Origin of the sequence: Paraburkholderia sp. BR14312, from assembly GCF_040948675.1 — a bacterium.
GTDB classification, from domain to species: domain Bacteria; phylum Pseudomonadota; class Gammaproteobacteria; order Burkholderiales; family Burkholderiaceae; genus Paraburkholderia; species Paraburkholderia nodosa_A.
Genome location: NZ_JBFPKI010000004.1, coordinates 499,244 through 525,905 on the forward strand (window position 1 = coordinate 499,244; position 26,662 = coordinate 525,905).

The following is a 26,662-nucleotide window of genomic DNA, read 5'->3' on the forward strand; positions in this document are numbered from 1 at the left end:
CGCAACCATGTACGCCGCCAAGCTGCACCCGGCCAAACGCCAAGCGGGGCAAGTGCGCAGCGCGCGCCCCGCGCGGCGGCGGCTCTCGCTCGCCGCCTGGATCGCGCTCGCGCCGATGGCGGCGACGGTCCTGTTCGCGTATCTCGGCACCATGCTGTGGACGGCGCGCGTCTCGCTCAGCCTCTCGCGCTCGCTACCCACCAACACCTTCGCGGGCGTGACGCAGTACGTGCGGCTCTTCCAGAACGACCGCTGGATCCTGTCGCTGCAAAATCTCGTGATCTACGGCCTGTGCTTCATCGCGGCGTGCCTCGTGATCGGGCTACTGCTCGCGATCTTCATCGACCAGCGCGTCGTGGCGGAAGGCGCGCTGCGCACGGTGTTTCTCTATCCCTATGCGATGTCGTTCGTCGCAACGGGCCTCGTCTGGCAGTGGATCCTCAACCCCGAACTCGGCGTGCAGGCCGTGCTGCGGCACATGGGATTCGAGCACGCGCGCTTCGACTGGATCGTCACGCAGCGCTTCGCGATCTACACGCTCGTGATCGCCACCGTGTGGCAGGCCTCGGGTCTCGTGATGGCGCTGATGCTCGCGGGCCTGCGCGGCATCGACGACGAAATATGGAAGGCCGCGCGCCTCGACGGCATTCCGCGCTGGCGCGTGTACGCGAGCATCGTCGTGCCGATGCTCAAGACCTCGCTTTCCACGGCATTCGTGCTGCTCTTCGTGATGGTCGTGAAACTTTACGACGCCGTGGTCGCGATGACCCAGGGCGGCCCCGGCACCGCGAGCGAGGTGCCGGCGAAATTCATCATGGATTACCTGTTCAATCGCGCGAACATCGGGCTCGCCTCGGCAGCGTCGATCGTGCTGCTCGCTACGGTCCTCGCGATTCTTGCGCCATTCTTCTACGCGCGCAGCCGCGCGGCGCTCAGAGGAGACCGGGCATGAGCACGCCTTTGGCCGATTCGCTGCGTCCCGCGCCCGCTTCCGCGCGTGCGGCGCAAAAGCGGCGCAAGCCGCGCAGCCGCTTCACGCCCGCGCGGCTCGGCGTCTATGCGTTTCTGTTCACGGCGGCGCTGTTCTTCCTGCTGCCGCTCTATGTGATGCTGGTGACTTCGGTCAAGCCGATGACCGAGATCCGCCTCGGTCATCTGCTCGCACTGCCGGTGCAGTGGACGCTCGCGCCGTGGCGCGACGCGTGGTCCTCCGCGTGCACGGGGCTCGACTGCAGCGGCATTCGCGTGGGCTTCTGGAATTCGGTGCGCATCGTCGTGCCGAGCACGGTCATCTCCATTGCCGTGGGCGCCGTGAACGGTTACGCGCTGTCGTTCTGGCGGCCGCGCGGCGCGGGCGTGCTGTTCGGCATTCTGCTCGCGGGCGCGTTCATTCCCGTGCAGGTGATGGTGTACCCGCTCGTGCGCGTGCTGGCCTTCGTGCATCTGTTCAGCTCGCTGCCGGGCATCGTCCTGATACACACGATCTTCGGCATGCCGGTCATGACGCTCCTGTTCCGCAACTACTATGCGTCGTTGCCACAGGAGCTGTTCAAGGCCGCGCGCATCGACGGCGGCGGGTTCTGGCGCATCTTCATGCAGCTCATGCTGCCGATGTCGGTGCCGATCATTGTCGTGGCGATCATCATGCAGGTCACCGGCATCTGGAACGACTACATTCTCGGCCTCGTGTTCGCGGGCACGAGAAACCTGCCGATGACGGTGCAGCTGAACAACATCATCAACACGACGACCGGCGAGCGTATCTATAACGTCAACATGGCCGCGACGATCCTCACGTCGGCCGTGCCGCTCGCGATCTACTTCATTTCGGGGCGCTGGTTCGTGCGCGGCATCGCCTCGGGCGCGGTGAAAGGCTAGGAGCAGGGCATGGGCAATCTCACGAACGTTTCCGTACGCAACCTGCGCATCGACCTCGGCGCGAACACGGTGATCGACGAACTCGATCTCGATGTGCGCGCAGGCGAGTTCGTCGTGTTGCTCGGGCCTTCGGGCTGTGGCAAATCCACCTTGCTGCACAGCATCGCGGGCCTCGTCGACGTGACCGACGGCAGCATCGAGATCGGCGGCGAGGACATGACGTGGGCCGACCCGAAGGATCGGGGCGTGGCGCTCGTGTTCCAGTCGTACGCGCTCTATCCGACCATGAACGTGGAGCGCAATCTCTCGTTCGCACTGCGTATCAATGGCACGCCGAAGGCGGAGATCGACCGCCGCGTGAAGCGCGCCGCCGACATGCTGCAGCTCGGGCCACTGCTTTCGCGCAAACCCGCGCAGCTCTCGGGCGGCCAGCGCCAGCGTGTGGCGATCGGGCGCGCACTCGTACGCGAGGCGGACGTGTTCCTGTTCGACGAGCCGCTCTCGAATCTCGACGCCAAGCTGCGCACCGAATTGCGCCGCGAACTCAAGCAGTTGCATCAGCAACTCGGCGCGACGATGATCTACGTGACGCACGACCAGGTCGAGGCGATGACGCTCGCCACGCGCATGGCGGTGATGAAGGGCGGGGCGATCCAGCAGTTCGGCACACCGGCCGAAGTCTACGCGCGCCCAGAGAACCTGTTCGTCGCGACCTTCCTCGGCGCGCCGCCGATGAACCTGCTGCGTGGCAGGCTCGAAGCCGACGAAGGCCGGCTGCGCTTTCGCGGGTCAGGCCTCGACGTGGATGTGTCGGCTTACGCGTTCAAGGGCACGCCGGATCCGACACGCCCCTGCGTGCTCGGCGTGCGCCCGGAAGACGTGCGTGCAGGCGGTGCAGTGCGCCCGCACGAGGCGTCGTGGGAAGGCCACTTGACGCTCGTGGAGCCCATGGGCAATCATCGTGTCCTGTGGATCGAGCATCAGGGCGGGCAGATCGCGTCGATCGATCAGGACAAGACGCCGCTGGCGAGTGGGGCGGCGGTGCCGTTCTCCATCGACGGTGCGCATGTTTCGCTATTCGACGAAGAAACCGGCGCACGCATTTGATGCACACAACCGATAAAGACAGAGAGGCCAGGAACGTGGCGACCCTGAAAGACGTGGCGGCGTTGGCCGGCGTGGGCCTTTCGACAGCTTCGCGGGCGATATCGGGCAACGGCCCGGTATCGGCAGAAGCAGCCGCGCGCGTGCAGGCTGCGATCGAACAGCTCAATTTCCGGCCTTCGTCCATCGGGCGGGCGATGGCCACGAAGTCGCTCGGCATCATCGGTATCTTCGTACCGACGTTTTTCGGCTCGTACTACGGCACTATCCTGAAGGAAACCGACACGCAGCTGCGCGCCGTGCGGCGTCATGTGGTGGTGGCCACCGGTTGCGGTGAAGCCTCGCCGCGCGAGCAAGCCATCGAGGCCGTGCGCTTCCTCATCGGCCGCGATTGCGACGGCGTCGTGGTCATCAGCCACGATCTGTACGACGACGACCTGCAGATGCTGCACGCCATGCACCCGCGCATGGCCTTCCTGAACCGCTCATTCGATCAGTTACCCGAAGCATCGTTTTGCGCCGATCACTTTCACGGCGGCGAGATGGCAGCCCGCACGCTCATCGAGCACGGCCATCGCGAGCTTGCGGTGATCGGCGGCCCGTCAACGTCCTCGGACAATGCGGCGCGTCTGCATGGTTTTTTCGCCGAGCTGGCGCGTCACGGCATCGAGCGCAGAACCGTGCCGCATATCGTCTCGGACTTCTCGCCCGAGGGCGGCTATGTGGCGGCCGGGACGCTCCTCGAACGCAAACATCGCTTCACCGGGCTTTTCTGCGCGAACGACACGATGGCCATGAGTGCGCTCGCGCGCTTGCAGCAGGCAGGGTTGCGCGTGCCCCACGACGTTTCGGTGATCGGCTACGACGACGATTATTCGGCGGCCTACATGGCGCCTGCGCTGACCTCGGTGCACATTCCCACCGCGGAGCTCACGCGCAATGCGGTGCGCTGGCTCATCAACCAGTGCTACGGCACGCAGTGGCCGATCGAGCGCACGTTTCCCGTAAGCGTGACGCTGCGCGATTCGGTGGCGCGGGCGAAGTAACGCGCGCGTCCCGTGCAACGAGCAGCAGCGCTGGAGTCGAAGGTGAGGGGGGCGCACCCGGGAGACGGCAAGTCGCGTAAAATCGGACGCATTCCCAATCCCCACGTTTTCCATTCATGCCCGCGCAAGACCCGGCTGGTACGGTCAAGAAAGAAGAAGGCGTCGCTGTCATCGACCGCGCGTGTGCCATCCTGTTTGCGTTTCGCCCCGGAGACGGCGCGCTCACGCTCGCCGAACTCGCAGCGCGCACGGGCCTCTATAAAAGCACGTTGCTGCGGCTGGCCGGTGCGCTGATTCAGCATCGCCTGCTGCTGCGCCTCGACGACGGCCGCTACCAGCTCGGCCCCGCCACGTTCGCGCTGGGCGCGCTCTATCAGCGCGGTCTCAACATGGGCGACATTCTGCTGCCGCTCATGCGCGAACTGGCCGCGGCGAGCGGCGAGAGCGTTTCGTTCTACGTGCGTGACAACGCGGTGCGCGTGTGCCTGCATCGCGTCGATTCGCATCATGTGGTGCGTCACCATGTGCGCGAGGGCGACGTGCTGCCGCTCGAAAGCGGATCTGGCGGCCGCGCGCTGCTGGCATTCGGCGGCGAACCGGGCGAGCCGTTCGAGACCATTCGCCACGACTTCTACTGCATCTCGATCGGTGAGCGCGACCGCGAAACCGCCGGCGTGTCCATGCCCGTGTTCGGCGTTCACGACACCTTGCGTGGCGTGCTCACGCTCGCCGGGCCGAGTTCGCGTATCGACGCGGCGTTCGTCGAGCGCCATCTCGACGCGCTGTTCGAGTGCGCGATACGCGCTACCGACGCGCTCGGCGGCGACTCGCGCGCGCTGCGCGCCGCCCAACGTGCGCACGCCGCGCACGCACGTCAGGACGCCTGAAGCCACGCGCAGCTAGCGCATACATTGCAGGCGCAAAGCACCGTTTGCACACGGTCGCTTTCACGGGGCGTTGATCAGGACTGCTCCAGATGCCGCTCCGGCGCACCAGTATAGGCATACGGAATCTGACGCGGCATGGGCCCCTTGTTACGCTCGCCGCGCCCGCGCTGCTCCCACGCATGCGCGAGGATGCCCACCGCGCGCGAGAGGCAAAACACGCCGCGCGCCAGTTCGGGCGCAAAGCCCAGTTCGGCGTAGATAACGGCCGTTACGCCGTCGATGTTCATCGGCACGGGGCGGTCCTTGCGCTTTTTCAGCAGTGCTTCGATGCCGCGCGCAATCGCGGCGTAGCGGCCCTTGATGGTGCCCGACGCCACACGTGCGTCGACGAGCGCGAGCAGCCGTCCGGCGCGCGGATCGACCGGATGGAAGCGATGGCCGAAGCCCGGGAGATACTTGCCGTGACTGGCAATGAACTCGTCGACGCCGGCTTCGACCGCCGCGTCGAATGGGGCGCCTGCCACGATGCGCGCGGCGATGTCGGCATAGAGTTCGACCGCCTGCTGGCCGGCGCCGCCGTGCACGTCGTCGAGTGCGTTGAGCGCCGAGGCCATTGCGCCGTTGATCGGCAAGCCGCAGCTCGTGGCCATGCGCGAGATCGCGATCGAAGGCGCGTGTGGTCCGTGATCGACCGAGGCTACGAGCGCTGCTTCGAGCAGCGTGGCCTCTTCGTCGCCGGGCAGTTCGCCGCGCAGCATCAGCCAGATCATCTGCGGGAAACTCACGCTGCCGATCAGCTCCTGGATCGGATAGCCGCGCACCTTGATGGAGCCCGGATGGATGTCGATGATCGAGGTGCTCCAGTAGTCGGCGCATAGGGCGGCGAGATCGGGCGTGGCTGTATTCGTCGTCGGCATGGTCAGATCACTCCGTCATCGTGGAGAGCTTCGATTTGGGCGGCTTCGTAACCGAGTTGTGCGAGCGTTTCGCGCGTGTGGGCGCCAAGAACCGGCGCGGGCGTGGCGGGCGCGGCGTCGGCATCGGCGAGCCGCAGGCCCGCGCGCGTCACGCGTTGCGCGGCTTCGCCTTGTGCCGGTTCGAACTCGCGTATGAAGCGCCGTTCGGCCAGATGCGGATGCGCGAGGATTTCGGGCACCGAGAGCACGCGGCCCACGGGCACGCCGCGCTCGAGCAGGCGCGTTTCCCAGTTGGCCGCGCTGTCTGGGGCGAGCGCGGTTTCGATCTCGGCCTTGAGCGCTTCGCGATGCTGCTTGCGCGAATGGCGCGCGGAGAAGCGCGCGTCGCGCGGCAGGTCCGGGCGGCCGATCACCTCGCACAGGCTTTCGAACTGGCGCGTTTCGTTTGCCGCAATATTGAGCAGCCCCGCGCCCGTGCGGAAGGTGCCCGACGGCGCGGCCGTGAAATTCTCGTTGCCCATCGGCGCGGGCTCGACGCCGGCGTTCAGGTAGTTCGACACGACCCAGCCCATGCTCGCGAGCGTGGCTTCGAGCATCGAAACGTCGAGGCGCCGCCCGCGGCCGCTCGTTCGCGCGTCGACGAGCGCCGCGCAAATGCCGAATGCGGCGGTGAGGCCGCCCACGGTATCGGAGACGGGATAGCCTACGCGCAGCGGCGCGCTGTGCGCGTCGCCCGTCACGCTCATCACGCCGGACATGCCCTGAATGATCTGGTCGTAGGCCGGGCGGCGCGACAGCTCGCCTTCATCGCCGAAACCGGAAATCGCACAGTAGACCAGCGCCGGATTCACTTTGGATAACTGATCGTAGCCGAGTTCGAGGCGGTCCATCACGCCGGGCCGGAAGTTTTCGACGAGCACGTCGGCGTGGCGTACCAGATCGAGCAAAATGGCCTTGCCGCGCGGGTCTTTCAGGTTCAGCGTGATCGAGCGCTTGCCCGCATTCACGGCCACGAACGACGCGCCCATATTGCGCGCCGCGGCGTCCTTGTCGGCCCCGAGGCGGCGCGCCAGGTCGCCGCCTTCAGGATGCTCGACCTTGGTGACTTCGGCGCCGAAGAGCGCGAGTTGATAGGCGCAGAAGGGACCCGCGAGCACATTCGACAGATCCAGGACGCGCACGCCGGCTAACGGGAGCATGGTTACCGCCTCGTATTGGAAAAATTAGTGGGAGATGTCGTCGAGCGCGCGATTCTTCGTGCGCGGCCCGAAGATGCCAATGGCCGCCATCACCACGATCATCGCGCCGGTAATCAGCGCGAAAACGCCTGGCACCCCGAAGTGGCGCAACGCGAACGCGATCATGAAGCCCGAGAACATCGCGGAAAGACGCGACATCGAATAGACAAAGCCAACAGCGGTGGCGCGCATGCGCGTGGGGAAGAGCTCGACCTGGTACGCGTGGTAGCCGACCGAGAGGAGGGTACCGCCCAGCGTAATGAGCACACCGAGGAACATGAGCATGCCGGCCGAGGTTTGCATGGCGAACAGCGTGCCGCAGACGGCGATGGCGAGCGCGGAGAGTACGACGAGCGTCTTGCGCTCGATGCGGTCGGCAATCGCCATGCCGAGCAGCGGCCCGAACGGATTCGACGCCGCGATCACGAACGAGTAGAGCAGGCTGTGCGTGACCGTGACGCCCTTGGAAACGAGCAGCGTCGGCACCCACGAGGCGAAGCCGTAGAAGCCGATGGCCTGAAACAGATTGAAGACGAGCAGCGTGATCGTGCGGCGGCGGTAAGGCGGCTGCCAGATCTCGGCGAAACGCGCCTTGGCAAGTGTTTGCGCGCTGGCAGGTTCCACGACAGGCGCAGGCAGCGAGCGACCGTGCTGCGCCTCGATCTTCGCTTCGAGCCTCGCGAGAATGCGTGCAGCTTCCTCGGTGCGGCCGCGCTGCGCGAGCCAGCGCGCGCTCTCGGGCACGCGACGGCGGATCGCCCAGGCGATGAGCGCGCCGAACGCGCCGAACATCACGACCCAGCGCCAGCCGTCGAAGCCGAGCGGCGCGCGCGGCACGAACCACCACGCAAGCAACGCAACGGCCGGCACTGCCGTGTACTGCACCAGATGCACGAACGCGAACGCGCGGCCGCGCATGTGCTTGGGCACGAGTTCGCTCACGTAGGTGTCGATGGTGACGAGTTCGACGCCCACGCCAATGCCCGCGATGAGGCGCCACAGGTTGATGCCGGGCGCGCCCGTCTGCAGCGCCATGATGCATGTCGCCACCGAATACCAGAGCAACGATGCGGTGAACAGCGTGCGGCGGCCATAGCGGTCGGCGAGACCTGTCAAGCAGAACGTGCCGATGAAGAGCCCCGCGAACGACGCCGCGACGAAGGCGCCGAGACCCGAGAAGCCGAAGAACGAAGCCGTGGTGGTCGAGTAGAGACCGCTTTTCACGAGGCCCGGCCCGACATAGGCCGTGAAGAACAGATCGTAGAACTCGAACCAGCCGCCCAGCGAAAGCAGGAGCACGAGCGTCCAGATGGCGCGGGTGGCCGGCAGGCGGTCAATGCGCGCGTTGATCTCGGCGGCACTGACGGGCGCGGCGGCATGGTCCCGGAGCGACGCGCGTGTCGCTCCGATTGGCAAGCTGGACATCGGAATCTCCTGAACGCTTCGTTTGCGTGTCTGTCCGTTCTGTTTGACAGAACGTCGTTCTAAAAATATGGGTCGATGATACTGCGAGGCGGTGGGCCAACCGACCAGGGCTTTTACTGAGTCGTGCATGCAGGGAGAGGCGACGTGTGCCTCACAGCGGTCCACTGGGCATGCCGTGTGCTCCAAGCCCGTCGTTTTATGCGGATGCTCAGTCAGGAGACGTCTTGAAGAAGAAAGTCTTTTCCGGGGTTCCTGCCGAGTTCGCCTTGTCGCTCTGCGCCGCTATTGCGCTCTCCGGCTGTGCGCATCCGGAGAGCGGGGGCTACACGCAGGCGCAATCGAATGTTCCATCGCCGCTCACCGATCTCGATAACGGCGAGGGAACCGCCGCCGCGACCACGCCGCAGGCAGCCGTCGATGCGCAGGCGCTCGACGCGCTCAATGCCATGGGCGCTTATCTGCGCACGTTGCGCAAGTTCGAGGTCAACGCGGACACGTCGACCGACGTCGTGCTCGACAACGGCCAGAACGCCGCGTTGCTGCGCCATACGGTGCTCGAGGTCAAGCGGCCCGACCGGCTGCGCGCCGAAATCACGGGCAACGGCAACTTGCGCGGGCTGGTCTATGACGGACGCGAGTTCATGACCTTCAACGAAAAGAAGGGCTTTTACACGCGCAATGACGCGCCACCGACGCTCGATGGCCTCGTACGTGAACTCGCGAACACCTGGCGTATCGAGGCGCCTCTCGCGGAGCTTTTCTATTGGGGCAACGGCAAGGACGACAACGCGGCGATCACGGCGGCGCAGGTGCTCGGCGTCGAAATGGTCGATGCGCGCCGGTGCACGCATTACGCGTTTCAGCAGCGTGGCGCCGACTGGGAAATGTGGATCGAGCAGGGACGGCGACCGCTGCCGTGCCATCTGGTCGTGACCGACACGACCCAGCCTTCGAGGCCGCGTCATGAAGTGAAGTACCACTGGAATCTGGCGCCGTCGTTCGTCGCATCGACATTCGCGTTGCATGTGAAACCCGGTGCGAAGCGAATCGAACTGGAGCCGGCTGCCGTGCGGCCTTCGTTCGAGGAAGCTCAATGACAGAGCGGCGCAAGCTTGGCAGGTGGCGCCGCCCGTGGATTTTTCTTATTTAACATAAGATAAATTATCGCAGTTTTATAGATGTTCGCAAACATCAAACACCGCATCACATCTCGACAATCACCTTCAACGCCTGCGTGCTGGCCGCCTGCGAAAACGTCTCATACGCCTTGGGCATGTCTTCGAACGAAAACCGGTGTGTGATCAGCCGGTTCGGATCGATCCGTCCGGCACGCACGGTCTTGAGCAGCATGGGCGTGCTCACTGTGTCGACGAGACGAGTCGTGATCGCTACGTTGCGGTCCCAGAGCTTGTCGAGGAAAAGCGACGCCGGCACACCATGCACGCCGATGTTCGCAATCACGCCACCCGGCGCCACGATCTGCTGGCACAGTTCGAACGTTGCAGGCACGCCAACGGCCTCCATGGCGCAATCCACGCCTACGCCATCCGTGAGCTTCATCACCGCATCCACGGCGTCGCCTGCGCGCGGATCGATGCACGCCGTTGCCCCGAACTTCTTCGCGCATTCCAGGCGGTTGGGGTCCATATCGATCATGATCACCTGCGCGGGCGAATAAAACTGCGCGGTCAGGAGCGCGGCCAGCCCGATCGGCCCGGAGCCGACAATGGCCACTGTGCTGCCGGGTTCGACCTTGCCGTTGAGCACGCCGCATTCGAAGCCCGTCGGCAAGATATCGGAGAGCATCACGAGCGCGGCTTCGTCGAGGCCGTCGGGAATCCGGTACAGGCTCGTTTGCGCGTGCGGCGTACGCACGTATTCGGCCTGCGTGCCGTCGATACGATTACCGAGTATCCAGCCGCCCGTCTTGCAATGCGAATACATGCCGCGCCGGCAGTACTCGCACTGCCCGCAGCTCGAGATGCACGAGACGAGCACGTGATCGCCGACTTTCAACGTCGAGACGCCGCTGCCGATTTCATGCACGACGCCCACACCTTCGTGGCCGAGAATGCGGCCCGGCTCGCAACTCGGCACGTCGCCCTTGAGAATGTGGAGATCGGTGCCGCAGATCGTCGTCTTCGTGATCTTGACCACGGCGTCGCCGGGTCCCTGCAAGGCGGGCATTGGCCGCGTTTCGAGTGCGAACTTGCCCGGGCCGTTATAGACCAGTGCTTTCATGGTTCCTCCATCGACAACCGGAAATACGCCGGATCGCCGGGCGCCCTCCTTTCGGTCCGCAGGCGCGCGGCGAGTCCGTCGTCCCCTGCAAGGTTTGCATATTTCGATTCACGATGAGGCACCGTGAGCGGATTCGAAATAACGACGACATCGCCCTTGCATTCTTGATCGTAGTCCAATGTCCGATGGCTACGAAGTGGTGGTGTGGAGTTTCATGCGTTAAGCATCGGCTGCTTGCGTTTTCTCAAATGCTAGAACAGATGCCGGATGCCGACCTGAACGCCGAATTCGCTCTGACCGGGTCCCGGCGTGAGGAACGAACCCGTCGTAATGCTGGCGCCTGCCATCTTGAACTGCGCGGTGCCGTAGTTCTTCAATTCGGAAATCGTGCCGTATAGCCGCGTCCCCTTGGAGAGATCGTAGTTGACGATCGCCCCATATTGCAGGGCGTCGTTGCCGAGATGCGTGCTGTCCTTGGTGTAGGCGGCGCCGGCGCCCACGCTGAAGAACGGCGTAAACCGGTAGTCGGCCGAAAGCGAATACGTGCTGTGCCAGTCGCCTGCCGTATTGCCGACCGGCCCGACCGTCGGGTCGTATTTGCCCGCCGGGTTGCTCAGCGCATTGCCGGTGGTCGCGGAAATGACGTCATTGGCGCGGAAATAGCCGATATAGATGCGCCCCCACCCGTAGTCGAGATTGCCGCCCGCCATGAATTCCTGCACACGGTTGGAAGCTGTCGCATTCGCCGCGTTCAAATAGGCAAGCGCGAGATAGACCGGGCCCTGGGTGGTCTGCACGCCGGCCTGATACACGGCATTGCCCGCGAGCGTACCTGGTTGGCCGCCCACCGAATAATGCAGTTCGACCTGGGTCCCCACGAACTTCGGCGAGATCCACGCAATGTCGTTGTCGACACGCGCCAGCCAGTTCGCAAAGTTGTTGTAGCCCGAGGCGTAGGTCGCCGCGCCGAAGGCGTCCATATTGCCGCTCCAGGTGAACATCGGCGTGTTCTGCCGCCCGAAACGCACCTCGCCGAACCCACCGCCCAGACCGACCCACGCCTGGCGATCGAAGAACCGATAGCTGTTCTGCAACTTGCCCGTACCCGGATCGAAGCCGCTCTCCAGCGCGAAGTTCACGCGGTATCCGCCGCCGATGTCCTCCGTGCCGCGCAAGCCCCACCGGCTCGTCATCAAGCCGTTGTTGCCCAGCACGGCGAGCGACGTGGTCTTGCCGCCGACTTTCGTGTTCTGGTAGCCGGCGAACACGTCCAGCACGCCGTAGAGCGTCACCGACGATTGCGCCATCGCCGGCGTGCTGGCGATGACAGCCGCCGCGATCACCGAAAAGCTAAGGAATCCTCTATTTAACGACATCGTCACTTTCCCCTGTTGTTGACTTCTTGATAGTTCGGTGCTGACGCTGGAGGCGTCAGCGTCAGCGGTCGGTCGCGAGCATGCGCTTCACCACGAGGGCGAGCGGCACAGTGAAGCAAAAGTGCGACATGAAACCGCCGATGATGACGACCGGGTCGTAGTAATTGGGATGGTTGTCGGAGGCGATGCTAATCGCCACATGCATGACGATCCAGGCCAGGATCGCATAAAAGAGCGCGACGAACGTGGCTTCGTAACCACGGCGGCGGAAATACGGCCAGATCGCGGCGAACAGCACGCCCCACGCAATGGCGAAGAAGAAATGAATGGCAGTCCCGAGGAAATACGCCCAGATGCCGAGCGAGTCCTGTACGCCCTTGCCGAACACGAGGCCGGTCGCGTTGCGGGGAATGCCCGCAAGCGGCATGAGATGCTGGGCGCCGACCCAGATGAGCGCCTCGTAGATCCAGATAATCACCGCGCCCGTCAAGCCGCCGGCTATGCCGGCGCGCAAGATTGCGCCGAGCGTCGGCTTGCCGTCGATTGCTGTTCTCGTCCCTTGATACCCACCCTCACCTACGCTTGCATTGCCGCTCATCGCCGTCTCCTCCTGTCGTACTGCACGAAATGTTTTTCGCCAAGATAGAAACGGGGCTTACGGAAAACTACATCGGGTTAACGGCAGGCAAGAGGCGCTCCGTGGGCAAGAAAGCACGAGCAAGGCACGCCAGTGGCTCGCGATGAGCCGCGCAGCGCCAAGCTGGACAAGGCTTGGCAGGATTCAACGGTGCACGGCGGGAGGTCGGCAGACCGGCTTGCAGACCCGGTCGCCGATAAGAGAAATCGATACGGAGGAAACGACTTCGCAACGCGAGGTCTGCAAACGCGCTTTATTCGGACGTCTCGCGCTGCGTATCGATTATCGGCTGCGTAACGCGTTACTGAGGCAGTATTCGGAAAATAAAGCACGTTAGCGAGGCGGGCGGGCGCCTTGATATGCCGTCGCACGCCCGCCGATGAAGCCGTTGCGGGGTGGTCGTGTGTTGGCTACACGGCCGTTCGCAGCCGTCATGATCAGGAAAATGCAGCCATCGCCGAGGATGCCCGTGTGGCAGGCGACGAGTAGAATTGAGAGACCGGGATGCGAGCGCCTGCCACATCAATGATCTGCCGAGGTCTGAGATATCCGCTGCTGTCTATCCGCAGAAACCCGGCGCGCGAATCATGCACGTATTGGTCAAAGAAGCGGATCAGGTTGGCTGGTAGCGTGGGCGGATTCAGCCAGGCTTCCCAGTACGCCAGTTGCTCCTCAGAGAGCGGCCTATTCATGTCGCAATCGCTGCCCCCGGCGGCCCCAGCTGTGCGCTCGTATTCGCCGCGATCCGTTTTCCACAGCGTCGTCAGCCAGGCGCGCCAGTTCATCGTGTCTGCGTCTATTCCCATGCGTTCGTAGAACTGCTGGATTCTTTGTAGTTCCGCGTTGACCGGATCTGTCGAGCACACTCCCTGGTAAAGGTCGCACGGGTTACTGGTGAAACGCACCTTCAGCCAGCCATAGTAGAGGCGCATGTGCGCAAATATCTGCTGCTCCAGCGTACCGCCTGTGTCCACGGCACTCATGTATTCGTCGAAAAGCGTCCTGACGTCTTCGTCGTACTCGAAAAGATCGTTGATTTTGCTGTCTGCAAGCTTCGGCGCGGTGAACGGCACACCGCTGATTGCGGCCTCCAGTCGCATCCGGTTCAGCGTGATGCGCGCGAGCTGGTCGGAGCGTCCCTGCTCGTCAGGTCGATAGCCGCCGCCGACATCGGAATGCACGCCGGGTAGCACTATCTCCTCACAGAATGCGGCGCTGCCGCGCACAGGCGTCGCCGGAAAGCAGGCGCGCAGCTCGTGACCGGCAACGAGGTGGACACAGCGCGCCACCTGCTCCGGAACCACCATGCGCATATCGGAAAAATCGTGAGCCGGCAGTCCCACCGACTCGACCGTATCGAACAAACCGAGGAAGCGGAAGTGCAACGGCGCGGACTGCCCGTCCACTGCCGCCGGACAGGGCCAGTGCGGCACGCCGTCCTTCATTGAGCATTTCGTCAGCAGACGGTTCACGAACGCACGGGCCAGCGTGGCGCCGCGCGAGAAGCCGAACACGGCAATGTCGATGCGATTGACCTTGTGGTTTGCGGTCAACGCAAAGCGAAAATCTTCTTCCGCCTTGACCAGACGCACATCGCTTCCCAGCCCCAAACCGCCGCCGAGTATTTCGCTGTCGCGAATTTTCTCCCACCATGCCGGATTGCTCGCATCGAGTGGTGTGCCGACACCGGGATAGTAGAAGCGGTTGATAAGCGGCGCCTGACTTTCGTCGACATGACCCAGATACAGACGGGCGATGTTGGAAAGCTTCCGCTTCGGTTCGTCTATGGTGCGATTGTTTTCCGTGCCGTCAAAGAAGAAGCTGAACCACGGCTGCTGCTCGCAGCTCGTGCACGTCATGAACTCTTCCGCGTGAAGTTGTGTAGCGGTCTTCATCGACCGCAGGAAATGCATTGGATCGTCGGTTAGCCAGTCCTGCATCGTTATTCTCCCATGTGGCGCATCACGCGCTCGCCTGAAAATAGTCGGTCAACTCTGGGATTCTGTGCGCCACGGGGATCGTCTCCAGGAACAAGTTCTGCCTCGATTTCATCGTGCGGGAAAAATCTCACAATCAAATAACTGTGACGATTGGGATTCGCGGATACCCCCCCCTTCACCACTACATCGCGGCTATAGGTTTTCCATCGGGACTCGTCGTCCTGGTGTCCGCCCACGCGCCATACCACCCTGATCGTCTGGCCCACTCCGGGAATTAACGAACAACACTCACGTCCACCTTTCCCTCCGCGCGAAAATTCCGCGACCTGGACGCCCCCCATTCCTGTGTCCTTGCCATCGGCCGTTTGAACCCAGAAGTCCTGGATATAGTCTTCTGTATAGTTCGCACTCCACGCAGAAGCATCGATATAGCCGTTGCGCAGGCCTGTCGAACAGGCAGCCAGCATGCTTAGCATCATTGCGACGAATGCGCGTGCCATCGCTCTCATTGACTGATTCTCCGTGTGTTTGAGGGCTACGGGTGACACAGGCTCGGTGCAGTCGAGGCCTATGCCAAAGACATTTCACGGGAAACGTTTGCGCAATACCCCACGAAACTCTAACTGACTGAGGGCGGTACGATCATCAGACTCGCCTGAATTTGACAAGAATTAACTTGTTTTCGCGCCCGGGCATTTTGGTCAGGTTTACGGTAGCGCGCGCAACGCCCGGAACCGGCCCGCCTGAAGCTTCTGATTTTGCCGCCATACACAGTCGCCCGTGAGATTGATGTGCTCCCAGCCAAGCGGCGAGAGGTACGGCAGCAGCATCGGGTCCGGCGGCGCACCGCGCGTGATCAATGCCTGGAGAGCCCGTTCAATACAGGCCGTGTTCAACAGCACGATGGCGGCGGTGACCAGGTTCAGTCCGCTGGCCCGGTAACGCTGCGCCTCAAAGCTGCGGTCGCGGATTTCACCGAGGCGGTTGAAGAACACCGAGCAGGCGAGCGCATTACGGGCCTCCCCCTTGTTCAGACCTGCATGAACGCGACGGCGCAGTTCGATGTTCTGCAGCCAGTCGAGGGTGAACAACGTGTGCTCGATGCGGCCGATCTCGCGCAACGCGACGGCAACGCCGTTCTGCCGCGGGTAGCTGCCGAGCTTGCGCAGCATCAGCGACGCGGTGACGGTGCCCTGCCGGATCGATGTCAAGCGCAGCACCTCATCGCAGTTTCGCCGGATGGGCTTCTCGTTGTACGTTTCTCCGATCATTGCGGCGAGCGCCGGATAATCGTTTGGATTGGGCCATCGAGCACGTGGGTCGAATCACGCACGCCGACATTGACGAGGTTCGGATAGAACGGTGCGTACTGGTCGGAGATGTGCGTGTAGGTCGGCCTTGCTGCCAGCGCGCAAGCGCTGCCCGTCGGATGATGAGGTCGTGCCGTCGCCCCAGTGGGACGCAAAGGGATGCGCGAATTGCGCGTTGACGAGCTCGGCCAGCGCCTGCGAATATGTCTCGTCCCGGATGTGCCACGCCTGCAGCCACGACAGCTTCGCATAGGTGGTACCGGGACATGCTTGCGCCATCTTTGTCAAGCCGAGATTGATCGCGTCGGCCAGAATCGTCGTGAGCAGCAAGGTCTTGTCTTTCGCTGACCCACCGCTTTTCAGGTGCGTGAAAATGGCTGGTAAAGCCGGTCCAGGCATCAACATCCATCAGCAGTTCGCCCCTCGCGCGCGTCGCTCTCTCGAACAATACCTCGTACAGCGGCGCCTGCCGGTGACACCGCAGCGCTGGGATCCGTAAGCCCCACTACTGGCGAGTTTTGACGACGAAGGAGCAACAGGCATCACCCGTTCCCGTTTGTGGTTCGTGATGCGCGGCTTTTTCCGACTGACCGCCGATGTCATTGGCACCGATCATCCCGTACTGGCTGAAAAGTTGCGACGCGCAAGCCCTCACTGGACGCGTCATACCCACGCCATCCATGCACTCGCTCGCGGAGCAGAGACAACCAACGCCACGCCTCCATCGCAACAACCTCGATCTATCTTCAAAGCGACGAAGTCAAACGCGCGCGGCAGATAGATGAGGCGTTCTCCGCACCATAACTGGCTAGCCAAGCGCAGGGGTTCATCGGCTTAGGGTGCGTTATTTTCCGTTTTCTGAGGCGCCCCCTTGTGGATACAGTCCTGATCGACGACGAGAAAAGCGACGGCGAGGACCAGGGCGGAAACCGCGGATAGCGAGAAAACGTGCATTTTCATCATCGACGCCTGATGCAATAGCCCGCAGTGTCCCGGCAAGGTCCGGTCGTCCAGACCAGCGCAGCTTCGCCCCCTGCTCCACTGTGGCTGAACCCTGCTCCCGCCAGCGGACGTGGGAAAAAGGGGCAGACATATACCTGCCCCGCTCCGCCTTAGTGAATGGCCATCTGCACGACCTTCACGATCACGAGACCCACTGCGACGACGAGGTAGGTGCGCAGCACGCCCATCCACACGCGTGTCGACAGCGTCAGGTGCTGCGGCGCCGGCAGGTCTTCGAGCGGCGCCATGCGCCACGTGTTGCGCAACTCCTTCAGGGCCGGCTTGTTGAGCGGAGCCGCATCATGGCCGACAGTTCCACCGCGCAACTTGCGCGAGAGTTCCACCGCTGCGTACACCGCTGCGGCAAGTCCGCATCCGCCTACGAGAATCTTGATAATTGCCGCACCACTGAGATCCGGATAAACCGTGGCCGCCGTCAGGATGATCGACAGCACGACGAGCACGGCAATCACTGCACCCGTGAACACGTTCAGCTTCTTCGAATTCACCCACGGGCCGAGCACCGCCTTGTCATTACAGAGCAGCAACAGGAACACCGTTGCGCTCGGCAGCAGCACGCCGGCCAGCGTCTGCACAGCCTCAGTCAAGAGGCCGAGCGGGCTGCCGGGAATCAGCACGAGGGCCGCCGCGAGCGCGATGATGCCGAAGTAGACAAGATAGAAACCCTTCGCGTCGAGCACGCTGCGGTGCAGCGAGTGCTTGACCTTGAAGACATCGCCAATCGCATAGGCCGTCGAGAGCGAAACGGCGGCGGCGCCAATGATCGACGCGTCGAGCAGCGCCACGGCGAAGATCGTGGCCGAGGTCTGGCCGACGTACTTGTGCAGACCCGCAATCACGCCACCCGCGTCGGTGAAGTTGCCGAACTCGGGCTTGCCGTCAAAGAGCGCGGCGGTGAAGGCCATCATCGCCACAGCGCCGACGATCACGAACGCGATACCGATCCAGAGGTCTACTTTCTCGTACTTCATGAAGCGCGGGGTAATGCGCTTGTCGATCACGTAACTCTGCTGGAAGAACAGTTGCCACGGCGCGACGGTCGTGCCGACGATGCCGATCACGAGCAGCATCACGTCGGAGAGCTTCGAATTCGCCGGCCAGGTCGGCACGAAGAAGTCGCGCGCGATAACGCCCACAGGCGGGTGAATCGAAACGAGCACCGGGATCAGCAGCAGACTCAACAGGCACAGCACGATCGCGAAGCGTTCGAAGCGCCGGAAGTCGCCCGTACTGACCGCCGCCATCGTCAGTACCGCGGCGACGCAGACACCGAGCACCTTCGAGACGCCGAGAAAGTCGAGCGCAAACGTAATGCCGATAAACTCGGTGACGATCGTGAGCGCATTGAGCAGAAAAAGATCGATGACGCTGAAGGCGCCCCAAAACTTGCCGAAGCGTTCGAAGATGAGGCGTGCGTGGCCGACGCCGGTCACGGCGCCCAGGCGCAGGACCATTTCCTGGTTCACGTAGAGAACCGGGATCAGCAGCGCGAGCGTCCAGAGCAGCGACGTGCCGTAGTTCTGCCCCGCCTGCGTATAAGTGCCGAAGGCGCCGGCGTCGTTATCACCGACCATGACAATGAGGCCGGGGCCAAGGATGGCGAGCAGTGTGCGCAGGCGCGCCATCCAGTTGCTACGCGGAGCGGTGTCGTGGCGGGCGATGGTGCCGAGGGCACCTTTGATATCGCCCACGTGCGCGTCGTCGAGCACGGCACTCCGACGTTGCGTGAGGTTTGCAGGAGTGGTGGACATCTGTATCTATTCCTTAGTAGTACTTTTTTGAACTTAATGATTGAGACGTGGCGCTGCCCCGCCGACTGCTGGTGCAGGAGCAGGGGCAGAAGTCGGCGACGCCAGGCCGTGTCAGCGAACGAGCTTTTTGAATGCCGTCCAGACGGCAGCGACTACGCCGGTTGAGCCGTGCGAATGTGAGTCGAGCCCGAGCATGCCGTTGTAGTGCGTGCGAGCTTCTTCGACGTGCGGGAGTTGCGAAACGAGGAGAGCGAAGTGCATGGTGATTCCTCCAGATGCCTGAAACGTGGCGCCATCGATCAGGCGTGCCTTCGTTTCGCTGCACGCGGGGCAATATGCCCGGGCGTGTGGGAGGAACGTATGCGGCCAGATGTCAGGCGAAGTGGCCCGCGTTCTGCGAGAACGCAAGGCGAGATGTGCAGGGTTTAGGCTCAGGGTCGGGCATCGTGAGCTCCTCTTTCATTTGGGTCCGGTTCATGTTTGACGGACGTGTTTAACCGCACGCCCGTTCCGGCGCGGTGTTGCGCGCGCGAAAACGGCGTGAACAAGCGGCGTCGCGAGCCAATGGCTCGACACGCCGGGTCGCGTTGACGAACGTGCGTGACAGCACACACGCCAACGACGGCGGCCAATCGAAAAGATGCGCGGGAGAGACTGCGGAAGCTACTGCGGCGCGCACCGTCTGCCTGCTGGCAGGACGGCGGCTAAGGAAGAATCCAGGCGGGCGTCGTGCCGGTCAGGCAGAAAAACGATTCGAAGGTCGACAACTACAACTGTCCAAGGCATATGCCCCTTTCGTGGAAACACGCGAATTCTAGTGACGACGCGCGAGCCGAGTCAACGACTATTTCAAAGATTTTTCTTTCGAATCTGTTACTGCGGTGGATGCAAATCATTTGCACACCTCTTCGTTTTGCACCCGCCCTCACTCACCTGCCCCCTTTACTCGAAGCAGGAGGCGCAGCAGCACAGGCAGCACCAGCAGGACGAGTGGCATCTGCACGATCAAGCCCGAGATGATCGCGACCGCGAGCGGTTGCTGCATTGCAGAACCCTGGCCGATCGCGAAGGCAAGCGGCAGCAGAGCGAGAATGGCTGCGATGGTCGTCATCGCGATGGGCCGTAGGCGATTGCGACCCGCGGCCTGCAACGCCTCCTCCAGCGGCACGCCTTCGTCGCGTACGAGCCCCTGAAACTCGGAAACGTAGAAGATCGCAACCTCCGTCACGATGCCGACGATCATCGTCATGCCCATCATCGCAGAGATGTTGAGCTCGATGCCCGTCACCCACAGCCCGATGAACACGGCGCCGGTGGCGAGCAGCGGCATTGCCATCACCGCGAGCGCCACGCGAAAGCGCTCGTAGAGGAATAGCAGCAGGCCGAACACCAGCGCAACGGCCGCGCCGAACACCGCGAGCAGCCCCTTGAAGGCGATCTGCTGTTGCTGGTACAAGCCGCCAAGTTCGTAGTAGACGCCCGCTGGCAGGAGCGCGGGATCGGCAAGCGCGCGCTGCACGTCGGCGATCGTCGAGCCGAGGTCCCGCCCATCGATGCGAGCCGTCACCGCCACCATGCGCTTGAGGTTGTCGCGACTGATCTCGGGCTGGCCGCTCACGTGCACCGGGTCGGCCACGCGTGAAAGCGCGAACACGTGCCCATCCGGCGCGCGCAATGGCAGGCGCGCAAGTTCGGTGTCCGTCATTTGCAGCGCACCTTGCGCACGCACGCGCACACCAACTGTCTTCGGGCCGCTCTGGAACTGCGTCGCCACATTCCCGTCCAGAAGGTCGGAGACCTGCTGCGCGATTGCCTGCGGATCCATGCCCTCGGCAGCCGCCGCGTCGGGCCGGATGCGCAGATCGATGGCGTCGCCGGCAGGATTGATGCCGTCGTTCACGTCGACGATGCCGCCGATCTTGCCGATGCGTGCGGCCACACGTTGGGCGGTCGTGTCGAGCACATGGGAGTCGTCCGAGTAAATCTTGATCTGCACGGGCTGCGGAACCGCCGTGAGGTCGCCGATCAGGTCCTCCATCAACTGGGCAAGTTCCACGCTCACGCCGGGCACTTTTGTTTCGATCTGCGAACGGATCTCCTCCATCACCGTGTCGATCGGTTCGCGGCTACCGGACTTCAAGCGCACAAAGAAGTCACCCTTGTTCGGCTCGTTCAGGTCGCCGCCAAGTCCTGCGCCGGTGCGGCGTGAATACGTCGCCACATTCGGGTTCGCGCGAATGATCGCTTCGATTTGTTGCATCAGTCGATCGGTTTCGGTGATCGATGTGCCCGGTTGCGTGTGATAGTCGAGCACGAAACCGCCCTCGTCCATCGACGGCATGAAGCCGCTGCCGACCCGCGTGAACGCGAGCGCCGAAAGCAGCGCAAGCGGAACCACGAGCGCGAGCACCCACAGGGGCCGCGCACTCACGCGAGAGACGAGCCGCGCGTAGGTGCGATTGAGCCACGCGGCGAAGCGCGTTTCGCGATGCTCCTCGGCGTCTTTCGCCGTTAGCCAGCGGTCGCAGAGAATCGGGATGGCAAGCCACGTGACGAGGAACGAAATAAAGAGCGCGCTCGCCATCGTCACCGAAAGCGCCTTGAAGAACGCGCCGGTTACGCCCGAGAGAAACGCCAGCGGCACAAAGATAATAAGCGTTGCCGCGGAAGAGCCGGCGAGCGGCCGCGTGAATTCGAGCGCCGCGCTCATCACCCGGCCATGGAACGCATGCGCGCCGGCCTCGCGCATACGCCGCGCGATATGCTCGATCATCACGATGGCATCGTCGATCACGAGGCCCACCGCCGCCGCCATGCCGCCGAGCGTCATGATGTTGAAGCCCATGCCGAACACGTCGAGCAGCAGAATGGTCGCGGCCATCACGATGGGCACGAGCGCCACTGCAATGAGCGTGATCTTCGTGTTGCGCAGAAATACGAAGAGCGTGAGCGCCGCGAGCACCACGCCAATCATGATGGCATCGCGCACGCTGGTGGCCGAGGCGATCACGAGTTCGCTCTGGTCGTACCAGTTCGAGAGCCTCACGCCGTGCGGCATCTGTGGGCCGAAGTCCTTCAGGCGAGCGCGAATCGCCTGCGCCATCGCCACGCTGTTTGCGCCGGGCTGCTGGTAGACGTTGACCAGCACCGCATCCTGACCGTCGGCGGTCACGCGGATCCATTGCGGCACGGTCCCCTGGGTGACGGTGGCCACATCGCGCAGGCGGATCTGCGTCGCGCCAGTGGACGACACGACCACGTTTTTCAGCGTATCGAGCCCGCTGAAAGCCGAATTCGCCACGACGAGAAAGAGCTTGTCGTGGTCCTCGATGCGCCCGGTGGCCATCAGCACGTTGCCCGCACCGATTGCACGCGAAATATCGCCCACCGAGAGCTTGTACGTCGCGAGGCGTGCGGGGTCGACGGCCACTTCGAGCTCGTCGCGCGCCCCACCCGTCACGTCCACGCGCGCCACGCCCGCCACGGAGGAAAGCAGCGGACGCAACTGGAACTGGGCGAGGTCGTAGAGTTGAGAAAGCGACAAGCGCGACGACGTCAGGCTGTATGCGAGCACCGGAAACACGGTCGGGTCCATCCGGCGCACCTGCATGCTGGTGCCGGGCGGCAGCGTCGCGAGGATCTCGGCAATGGCCGACTGCGCCTGCAACGTGGCTTGCGCCATGTCGGTGCCCCAGTCGAAATTGAGGGAGATCTCCGCCGACCCGCGGCTCGTGCGGGATTCGACGTCGCGCACGTTCGGCACGCGACGCAACGCTTCTTCCACCGGCATGGTGACGAGCGTAGCCATCTGTTCGGCCGGACGGTCGCCCGCGTCGAGTGAGATCACGGCGCGCGGAAAGGAAACGTTAGGAAAGAGCGAGATCGGCAGACGCAGCGCGGTGAGCGCACCGGCAAGCGCGGCAAGCGCGATCACGAACAGCAGCGAACGACGGTGGCGCTGCATCCACTGGCTGAACGTCATCGCGCGCCGCCTTGCGCCACGCGCACGGCCATGCCGTCTTCGAGTTCGTAGTTGCCGACGACGACGAGCGGCCGCGAGGCGTCGAGCGCGCCATCCACGCCGTACGTATCGCCATGCTCGACTTTTACCTTCACGTCGACGCGGTGCGCCTTGTTGTTCGGCGCGACCTGAAACACGTAGCTGCCCTTCGCGTCCTGCAGTACCGCGGCGCGCGGCACGTTCCACCACGTGCCGGTCTGCGTGTCGATGTCGGCCCGCACGCGCGTTCCCGGCAGGAAGGCCGCACCCGCGAGCGGTACGTTCGCACTCACGTTCACGAGCTGGCTCTGCGCGTCGATGGCTGCGCCGACGAGCACGATGCGCCCCTGCGCGCGCTGCGACCCGAGCGAGGCGGACAGAGGGCGCAGCACGACACGGTCTCCGGCGTGCAGCGTGAGCGCGTCGGCGGGTTCGACGCCCAGCGAAATGTTCGCGGCATTGCCCGCGGCGCCGTTGAATGCAACGAGCTGGGCGAGCGCAGTGCCCGCCTGGATCCGGTCGCCCGGCACCGCGGCAAGCTGCGCGATGACGCCGGCCACTGGTGCCGTAATCGTCTTCGAACCCGGTGTGATGCCCGTCGCTTGTTGCGCAGCAAGCGCTTGCTGAGCGTCATCCAGCGCTTTTTGCGCCGCGGCGAGCTGCGATTGCGTGGCGAGACCGTCGTGAAGGAGCGAGCCCGTGCGCGCGAGTTCGCCACGTGCGAGCGTCGCTGCGCTTTGTGCCTGCGTATAGGCGATCACGGCGTTTGGATCGGCTTGCACGACGAGGAGCGCAGCGCCCTGCGCTACGGTCTGGCCGGGCTGGACGAGCACGCGCGTGACGCGTGCGAGATACGGCAGGCTGATGGACGTGGCGTTCGAGGCCGCGGACCCAACCGAGCCATACGCGACGACGGTTTGGGCAACCGGTTGGCGCATCACGCGCACGACCCGCACGGCGGCGGATGGCGCGGGCGTGCTGCCCGAAGCGCCGGCGTCATCCGCGCGCGCTGCATGCGGTGCGAAAAGTGCTGCGCCAGCGGCGAGCGCGGCCGCCGCGCCAAGTGCGCAGACGGCGACACGCGTGCGCGTGCCGGAAAGAAAGCGGTGCTCAGTCATGGAGATCAACGTGCAACGATGGTATTGGATGGCGCGCTTTCAGCAGTGGCGCCTCGCGCGGACGGAGCCTGATCAGGATCGGGGACCGCGCTGCCGAGCAGCGCCTGGAGGCCAATGCGTTGCTCAGCTAGCGCTTCGCGCGCAGTGGCCGCATCGATGCGACGCGAGAGCGCCGCAGTTTGCGCATCGACATACTGGCCAAGCACGATGTTGCGCGCCGCATAGGCGTCGCGCGCCTGCGCGGCGGCACGTTCGAGCCCTGGCAGCGCAGCGTCATCCTGATCGAGTTGATGCGCGGCGATCGCGCTGTCGGCACGCAGGTGGGCAATATCGGCGTAAGCCGCATTCAGGCGTGTCTGGTATTCGTCCGCGAGACGCTGCCGCGTGGCCTGCTCGATGGCGATATTGCCGCGATTGCGGTTGAAGACCGGCAGCGTGAGGTTGATCGCGAAACCACTCGTGTAGATCTCCGAGGTGTCGCGCTGGCGCGTAAAGCCCACGGAAAGACTTGGGAACTGGTTGAGGATCGCGGCGCGGTACTTCTGCTCCTGCGCCTCGTAGCCGGCCTGCAGCGCGATCAGATCGGGACGGCGCTGCCCCAGCATTGCAACCGCGGCGTCGAGCGTGCCATCGGGCATCGGCGTGACTGCTGTGTCGCCTGTGAGCGCAAGCGTCGTGTCGGGCGCGAGGCCGAGCAGCGCATTGAGGTCATGGTGCGTCTGCTCACGCGCGTGCTGCATGTCGGTGTACTGCTTGCGGGCGTCTTCGTACGCCGTGAGCGACGCGGTGACGCTGTCCGCCGTCACGTTGTGCTCGCTTGCCGCGTGCGCGGTGCGTTCGTAACGCGTGCGGGTCAGTGCCGTCTGCTGCTCGAGCAGCGGCAACACCTCATCCTGAAAGCGCGCTCTCACGTACAGCTGCTTCGCCTGCGCCACGACCTGCCACTCCTGCCAGAGCAGACCGAGGTCGGTCTTTCGAACCGTGGCGTTGGCGGACTTCGTGTTCGCGCCACGCGTGACAATCGCCATCACGTCCATGCTCAGACCGTAGCTGAACGCGCGCGACAACCCGACAGCGCCGGGATAGTCGCTGGAGACGCTCACCTGTGGATCCGGCAGAAGTCCCGCCGAAAACGCCTGCGCTTGCGCAATGCCGAGGTCGGCGCGTGAAAGTTTCAGGTCGGGATTGTTGGCGACTGCCAGCATCGCGACGTCTTCGATGTCGAAGCCGTTCGACGGATCGAAGCGGTGTGCCGCAAGCTCGGGCAATGGCATTTTCGCGGGGTCGATCTGCACCCGTGCGAGCGCGCCCTGCGTGATCAACGAAGGACCCGTAGCCAACGGCTGCGCCTTGTAGCTTGCGCAGCCGGCGAGCAGTGCGGTGCCCGATACAACGGCGATGAGCGCAGCGCGCGTGCGATTCGGGATGCTGAAGTGAGAGACGCGCGGACACATTGCGCGAGACTGCGGGCTGGACAATATGGACTCCTCAAGCCAATCCCGCGCAGCATGAATGCGCGAGCATGGACCTGAACCCAAACGCCACACGTTGGTGGCGTTGCGGCAGGCATGCTGCGCATTCTGCAGGGTTAACGCTTATGCAATCCTTAAGCAGGCGTTCCCATCCGGTCTCTACGGCCGCTTCGCCGCCAGGTAGGCGATGCGCTCAGCGCCGAGCTGCGCTCCGCTTTCGAAAATCGCCCGCATCCTGACTTCCAGATACGCGCGCTCATCGCGGGTAAATTCCTTTTCGAAGACCTCTTCCAGGCTGGGCGCCAACGGATGGGGCGAGGTACGAAGAAACGTTTCCCAAGGCAGGCTGTCTTCGGTTCGCACTTCGATGTGCAATTCCAGACGGATGTCGGTGAAGCCCGCGTCGATCGCGAAGCGCACGAGGTCGCGCTCACCATAATTCGTGATGGACAGCGAGCGCGCCTTCTCTTCCGTGTCCGGGAACTGCGCCGCCCGGCACCGAAGCAGCAAGGGAAAGAAGGGATCTTCCGCGTTGAACGCGCGGGAATCGACGAGTTGCTTGAGCATGCACACCTCGAGCGCTTCGTCACGCAAAATCGGCTCGGCGATGGCGAAGCGGCCACCCGGTTTGAGGATGCGGTAGATCTCTCGCATTGCAGCGGGCTTGTCTTCCACATACGCCAGCACCGCGCGCATCGTGGCGGCATCGACCGCCTCATTGGCGATGCCTGCAAGATTTTCGGCGCTGCCGTGTATGAATGCGCACTGCCCGCTTACCCCCAGGCTTCGGGCGCTCTCTTCCGTGTGCCGCAGCAGCGGAGCCGAAATATCGGTCATGAGCACCCGGATTGAGGCGCCGGCCCGTTCAATCGCGCGAAACCCGACGAGACCATCACCCGTCCCGATGTCGGCCAATGTCATCCCGGGGCGCAGGCGGACGGAATCCAGCACACGGTCCGCGTACCTTGTGATCTCGGCGCGGACATGGTGCTCATGGGCGGGATCATTGCCATGGCGCTGCCGGTGGATCCACGTGGACCAGTTGTCCTGAGTGACGTCGTTCGTGAGTGGCAACAAAATGGATTTCCAGGGAAAACTTGAAAGACTCGCGCGATGGTAGCCTTGAATTCTGATGAACTCCTTATCTAAACGATATTCCCGACGTGGAGCCTTATTTTCGCGGTGCCAAAGGTGCGGTTTTTAGCCTGAATAAGAGTCGCTTTCATTCCATGACATACTGGCAATCATTTCAATGGCCACGCAAGCCCCGGGCACGCAGCGTCCGGAAACTCGGACCTG

General features: G+C 63.6%; 20 protein-coding genes and 2 pseudogenes. 7 read left to right on the forward strand and 15 right to left on the reverse strand.

What is annotated here, in order from left to right:
* The first annotated feature begins 7 nt into the window (after positions 1-7).
* The 5 genes from AB3X98_RS14335 (at position 8) to AB3X98_RS14355 (ending at position 4,915) form a co-directional block, all read left to right on the forward strand.
* Positions 8-952 (forward strand): carbohydrate ABC transporter permease, encoded by a 945-nt coding sequence (locus AB3X98_RS14335; protein ID WP_368606778.1) that lies wholly within the window; start codon positions 8-10, stop codon positions 950-952.
* A complete protein-coding gene (locus AB3X98_RS14340; RefSeq protein ID WP_069265708.1) occupies positions 949-1,878 on the forward strand; it encodes a carbohydrate ABC transporter permease in 930 nt (309 codons plus the stop codon). The genes AB3X98_RS14335 and AB3X98_RS14340 overlap by 4 nt, the downstream gene beginning before the upstream one ends.
* A gap of 9 nt (positions 1,879-1,887) precedes the next feature.
* Positions 1,888-2,985 (forward strand): ABC transporter ATP-binding protein, encoded by a 1,098-nt coding sequence (locus AB3X98_RS14345; protein WP_342945771.1) that lies wholly within the window; start codon positions 1,888-1,890, stop codon positions 2,983-2,985.
* A 35-nt stretch (positions 2,986-3,020) separates the two neighbouring features.
* Positions 3,021-4,028: a substrate-binding domain-containing protein gene (locus tag AB3X98_RS14350; RefSeq protein ID WP_176732901.1), complete on the forward strand. Its 1,008-nt coding sequence runs from the start codon at positions 3,021-3,023 to the stop codon at positions 4,026-4,028.
* A gap of 116 nt (positions 4,029-4,144) precedes the next feature.
* Positions 4,145-4,915 carry an IclR family transcriptional regulator gene (locus AB3X98_RS14355; RefSeq protein WP_368606777.1) on the forward strand — a complete coding sequence of 257 codons (771 nt, stop codon included), beginning with the start codon at positions 4,145-4,147 and terminating at the stop codon, positions 4,913-4,915.
* A 74-nt stretch (positions 4,916-4,989) separates the two neighbouring features.
* On the opposite strand, the gene AB3X98_RS14360 is transcribed toward AB3X98_RS14355, so the two are convergent.
* Genes AB3X98_RS14360 through AB3X98_RS14370 form a run of 3 tightly spaced genes read right to left on the reverse strand, consistent with a single transcriptional unit; the run spans position 4,990 to position 8,495 of the window.
* Complete coding sequence (locus tag AB3X98_RS14360; RefSeq protein WP_368606776.1) at positions 4,990-5,832, reverse strand: citryl-CoA lyase; 843 nt, start codon at positions 5,830-5,832, stop codon at positions 4,990-4,992.
* A 2-nt stretch (positions 5,833-5,834) separates the two neighbouring features.
* Entirely contained in the window at positions 5,835-7,031 is a 1,197-nt protein-coding gene (locus tag AB3X98_RS14365) for a CaiB/BaiF CoA transferase family protein (RefSeq protein ID WP_368606775.1), read from the reverse strand.
* Between the two features lie 24 nt (positions 7,032-7,055).
* Entirely contained in the window at positions 7,056-8,495 is a 1,440-nt protein-coding gene (locus AB3X98_RS14370) for an MFS transporter (RefSeq protein ID WP_368606774.1), read from the reverse strand.
* Positions 8,496-8,719: 224 nt separating this feature from the next.
* Between AB3X98_RS14370 and AB3X98_RS14375 the strand changes: the two genes are divergently transcribed.
* Positions 8,720-9,592, forward strand: a complete 873-nt coding sequence (locus AB3X98_RS14375; protein ID WP_368606773.1) for a DUF2092 domain-containing protein — start codon at positions 8,720-8,722, stop codon at positions 9,590-9,592.
* Positions 9,593-9,698: 106 nt separating this feature from the next.
* Here the strand turns inward: AB3X98_RS14375 and AB3X98_RS14380 are convergent, their stop codons facing one another.
* The 6 genes and pseudogenes from AB3X98_RS14380 to AB3X98_RS14405 form a co-directional block, all read right to left on the reverse strand.
* Positions 9,699-10,736, reverse strand: a complete 1,038-nt coding sequence (locus AB3X98_RS14380; RefSeq protein WP_069265716.1) for a zinc-dependent alcohol dehydrogenase family protein — start codon at positions 10,734-10,736, stop codon at positions 9,699-9,701.
* A 251-nt stretch (positions 10,737-10,987) separates the two neighbouring features.
* Positions 10,988-12,112 carry a porin gene (locus tag AB3X98_RS14385; protein ID WP_368606772.1) on the reverse strand — a complete coding sequence of 375 codons (1,125 nt, stop codon included), beginning with the start codon at positions 12,110-12,112 and terminating at the stop codon, positions 10,988-10,990.
* 61 nt (positions 12,113-12,173) lie between these two features.
* The gene (locus tag AB3X98_RS14390) at positions 12,174-12,710 is read right to left on the reverse strand and encodes a hypothetical protein (RefSeq protein WP_368606771.1); all 537 of its coding nucleotides are present in this window, start codon (positions 12,708-12,710) and stop codon (positions 12,174-12,176) included.
* A gap of 476 nt (positions 12,711-13,186) precedes the next feature.
* Complete coding sequence (locus AB3X98_RS14395; protein WP_368606770.1) at positions 13,187-14,689, reverse strand: DUF2235 domain-containing protein; 1,503 nt, start codon at positions 14,687-14,689, stop codon at positions 13,187-13,189.
* 2 nt (positions 14,690-14,691) lie between these two features.
* Entirely contained in the window at positions 14,692-15,198 is a 507-nt protein-coding gene (locus AB3X98_RS14400) for a DUF3304 domain-containing protein (protein WP_368606769.1), read from the reverse strand.
* Positions 15,199-15,396: 198 nt separating this feature from the next.
* Positions 15,397-16,417: pseudogene (locus AB3X98_RS14405) on the reverse strand (Tn3 family transposase); the annotation flags it as partial.
* 18 nt (positions 16,418-16,435) lie between these two features.
* On the opposite strand from AB3X98_RS14405, the pseudogene AB3X98_RS14410 reads away from it, so the two are divergent.
* A pseudogene (locus tag AB3X98_RS14410) lies at positions 16,436-16,803 on the forward strand (integrase); the annotation flags it as partial.
* Between the two features lie 308 nt (positions 16,804-17,111).
* Here AB3X98_RS14410 and AB3X98_RS14415 read toward each other — a convergent pair.
* The 6 genes from AB3X98_RS14415 to AB3X98_RS14440 form a co-directional block, all read right to left on the reverse strand.
* Positions 17,112-18,773, reverse strand: a complete 1,662-nt coding sequence (locus AB3X98_RS14415; RefSeq protein ID WP_368606768.1) for an NRAMP family divalent metal transporter — start codon at positions 18,771-18,773, stop codon at positions 17,112-17,114.
* Positions 18,774-18,884: 111 nt separating this feature from the next.
* Positions 18,885-19,034 (reverse strand): hypothetical protein, encoded by a 150-nt coding sequence (locus tag AB3X98_RS14420; protein WP_176732903.1) that lies wholly within the window; start codon positions 19,032-19,034, stop codon positions 18,885-18,887.
* Between the two features lie 664 nt (positions 19,035-19,698).
* Complete coding sequence (locus AB3X98_RS14425) at positions 19,699-22,755, reverse strand: efflux RND transporter permease subunit (protein WP_368606767.1); 3,057 nt, start codon at positions 22,753-22,755, stop codon at positions 19,699-19,701.
* A complete protein-coding gene (locus AB3X98_RS14430) occupies positions 22,752-23,891 on the reverse strand; it encodes an efflux RND transporter periplasmic adaptor subunit (protein ID WP_368606766.1) in 1,140 nt (379 codons plus the stop codon). The genes AB3X98_RS14425 and AB3X98_RS14430 overlap by 4 nt, the downstream gene beginning before the upstream one ends.
* Positions 23,892-23,896: 5 nt before the next feature.
* Positions 23,897-25,369, reverse strand: a complete 1,473-nt coding sequence (locus AB3X98_RS14435) for a TolC family protein (RefSeq protein ID WP_368606765.1) — start codon at positions 25,367-25,369, stop codon at positions 23,897-23,899.
* Positions 25,370-25,522: 153 nt separating this feature from the next.
* A complete protein-coding gene (locus AB3X98_RS14440; RefSeq protein WP_368606764.1) occupies positions 25,523-26,437 on the reverse strand; it encodes a class I SAM-dependent methyltransferase in 915 nt (304 codons plus the stop codon).
* Positions 26,438-26,662 lie beyond the last annotated feature (225 nt).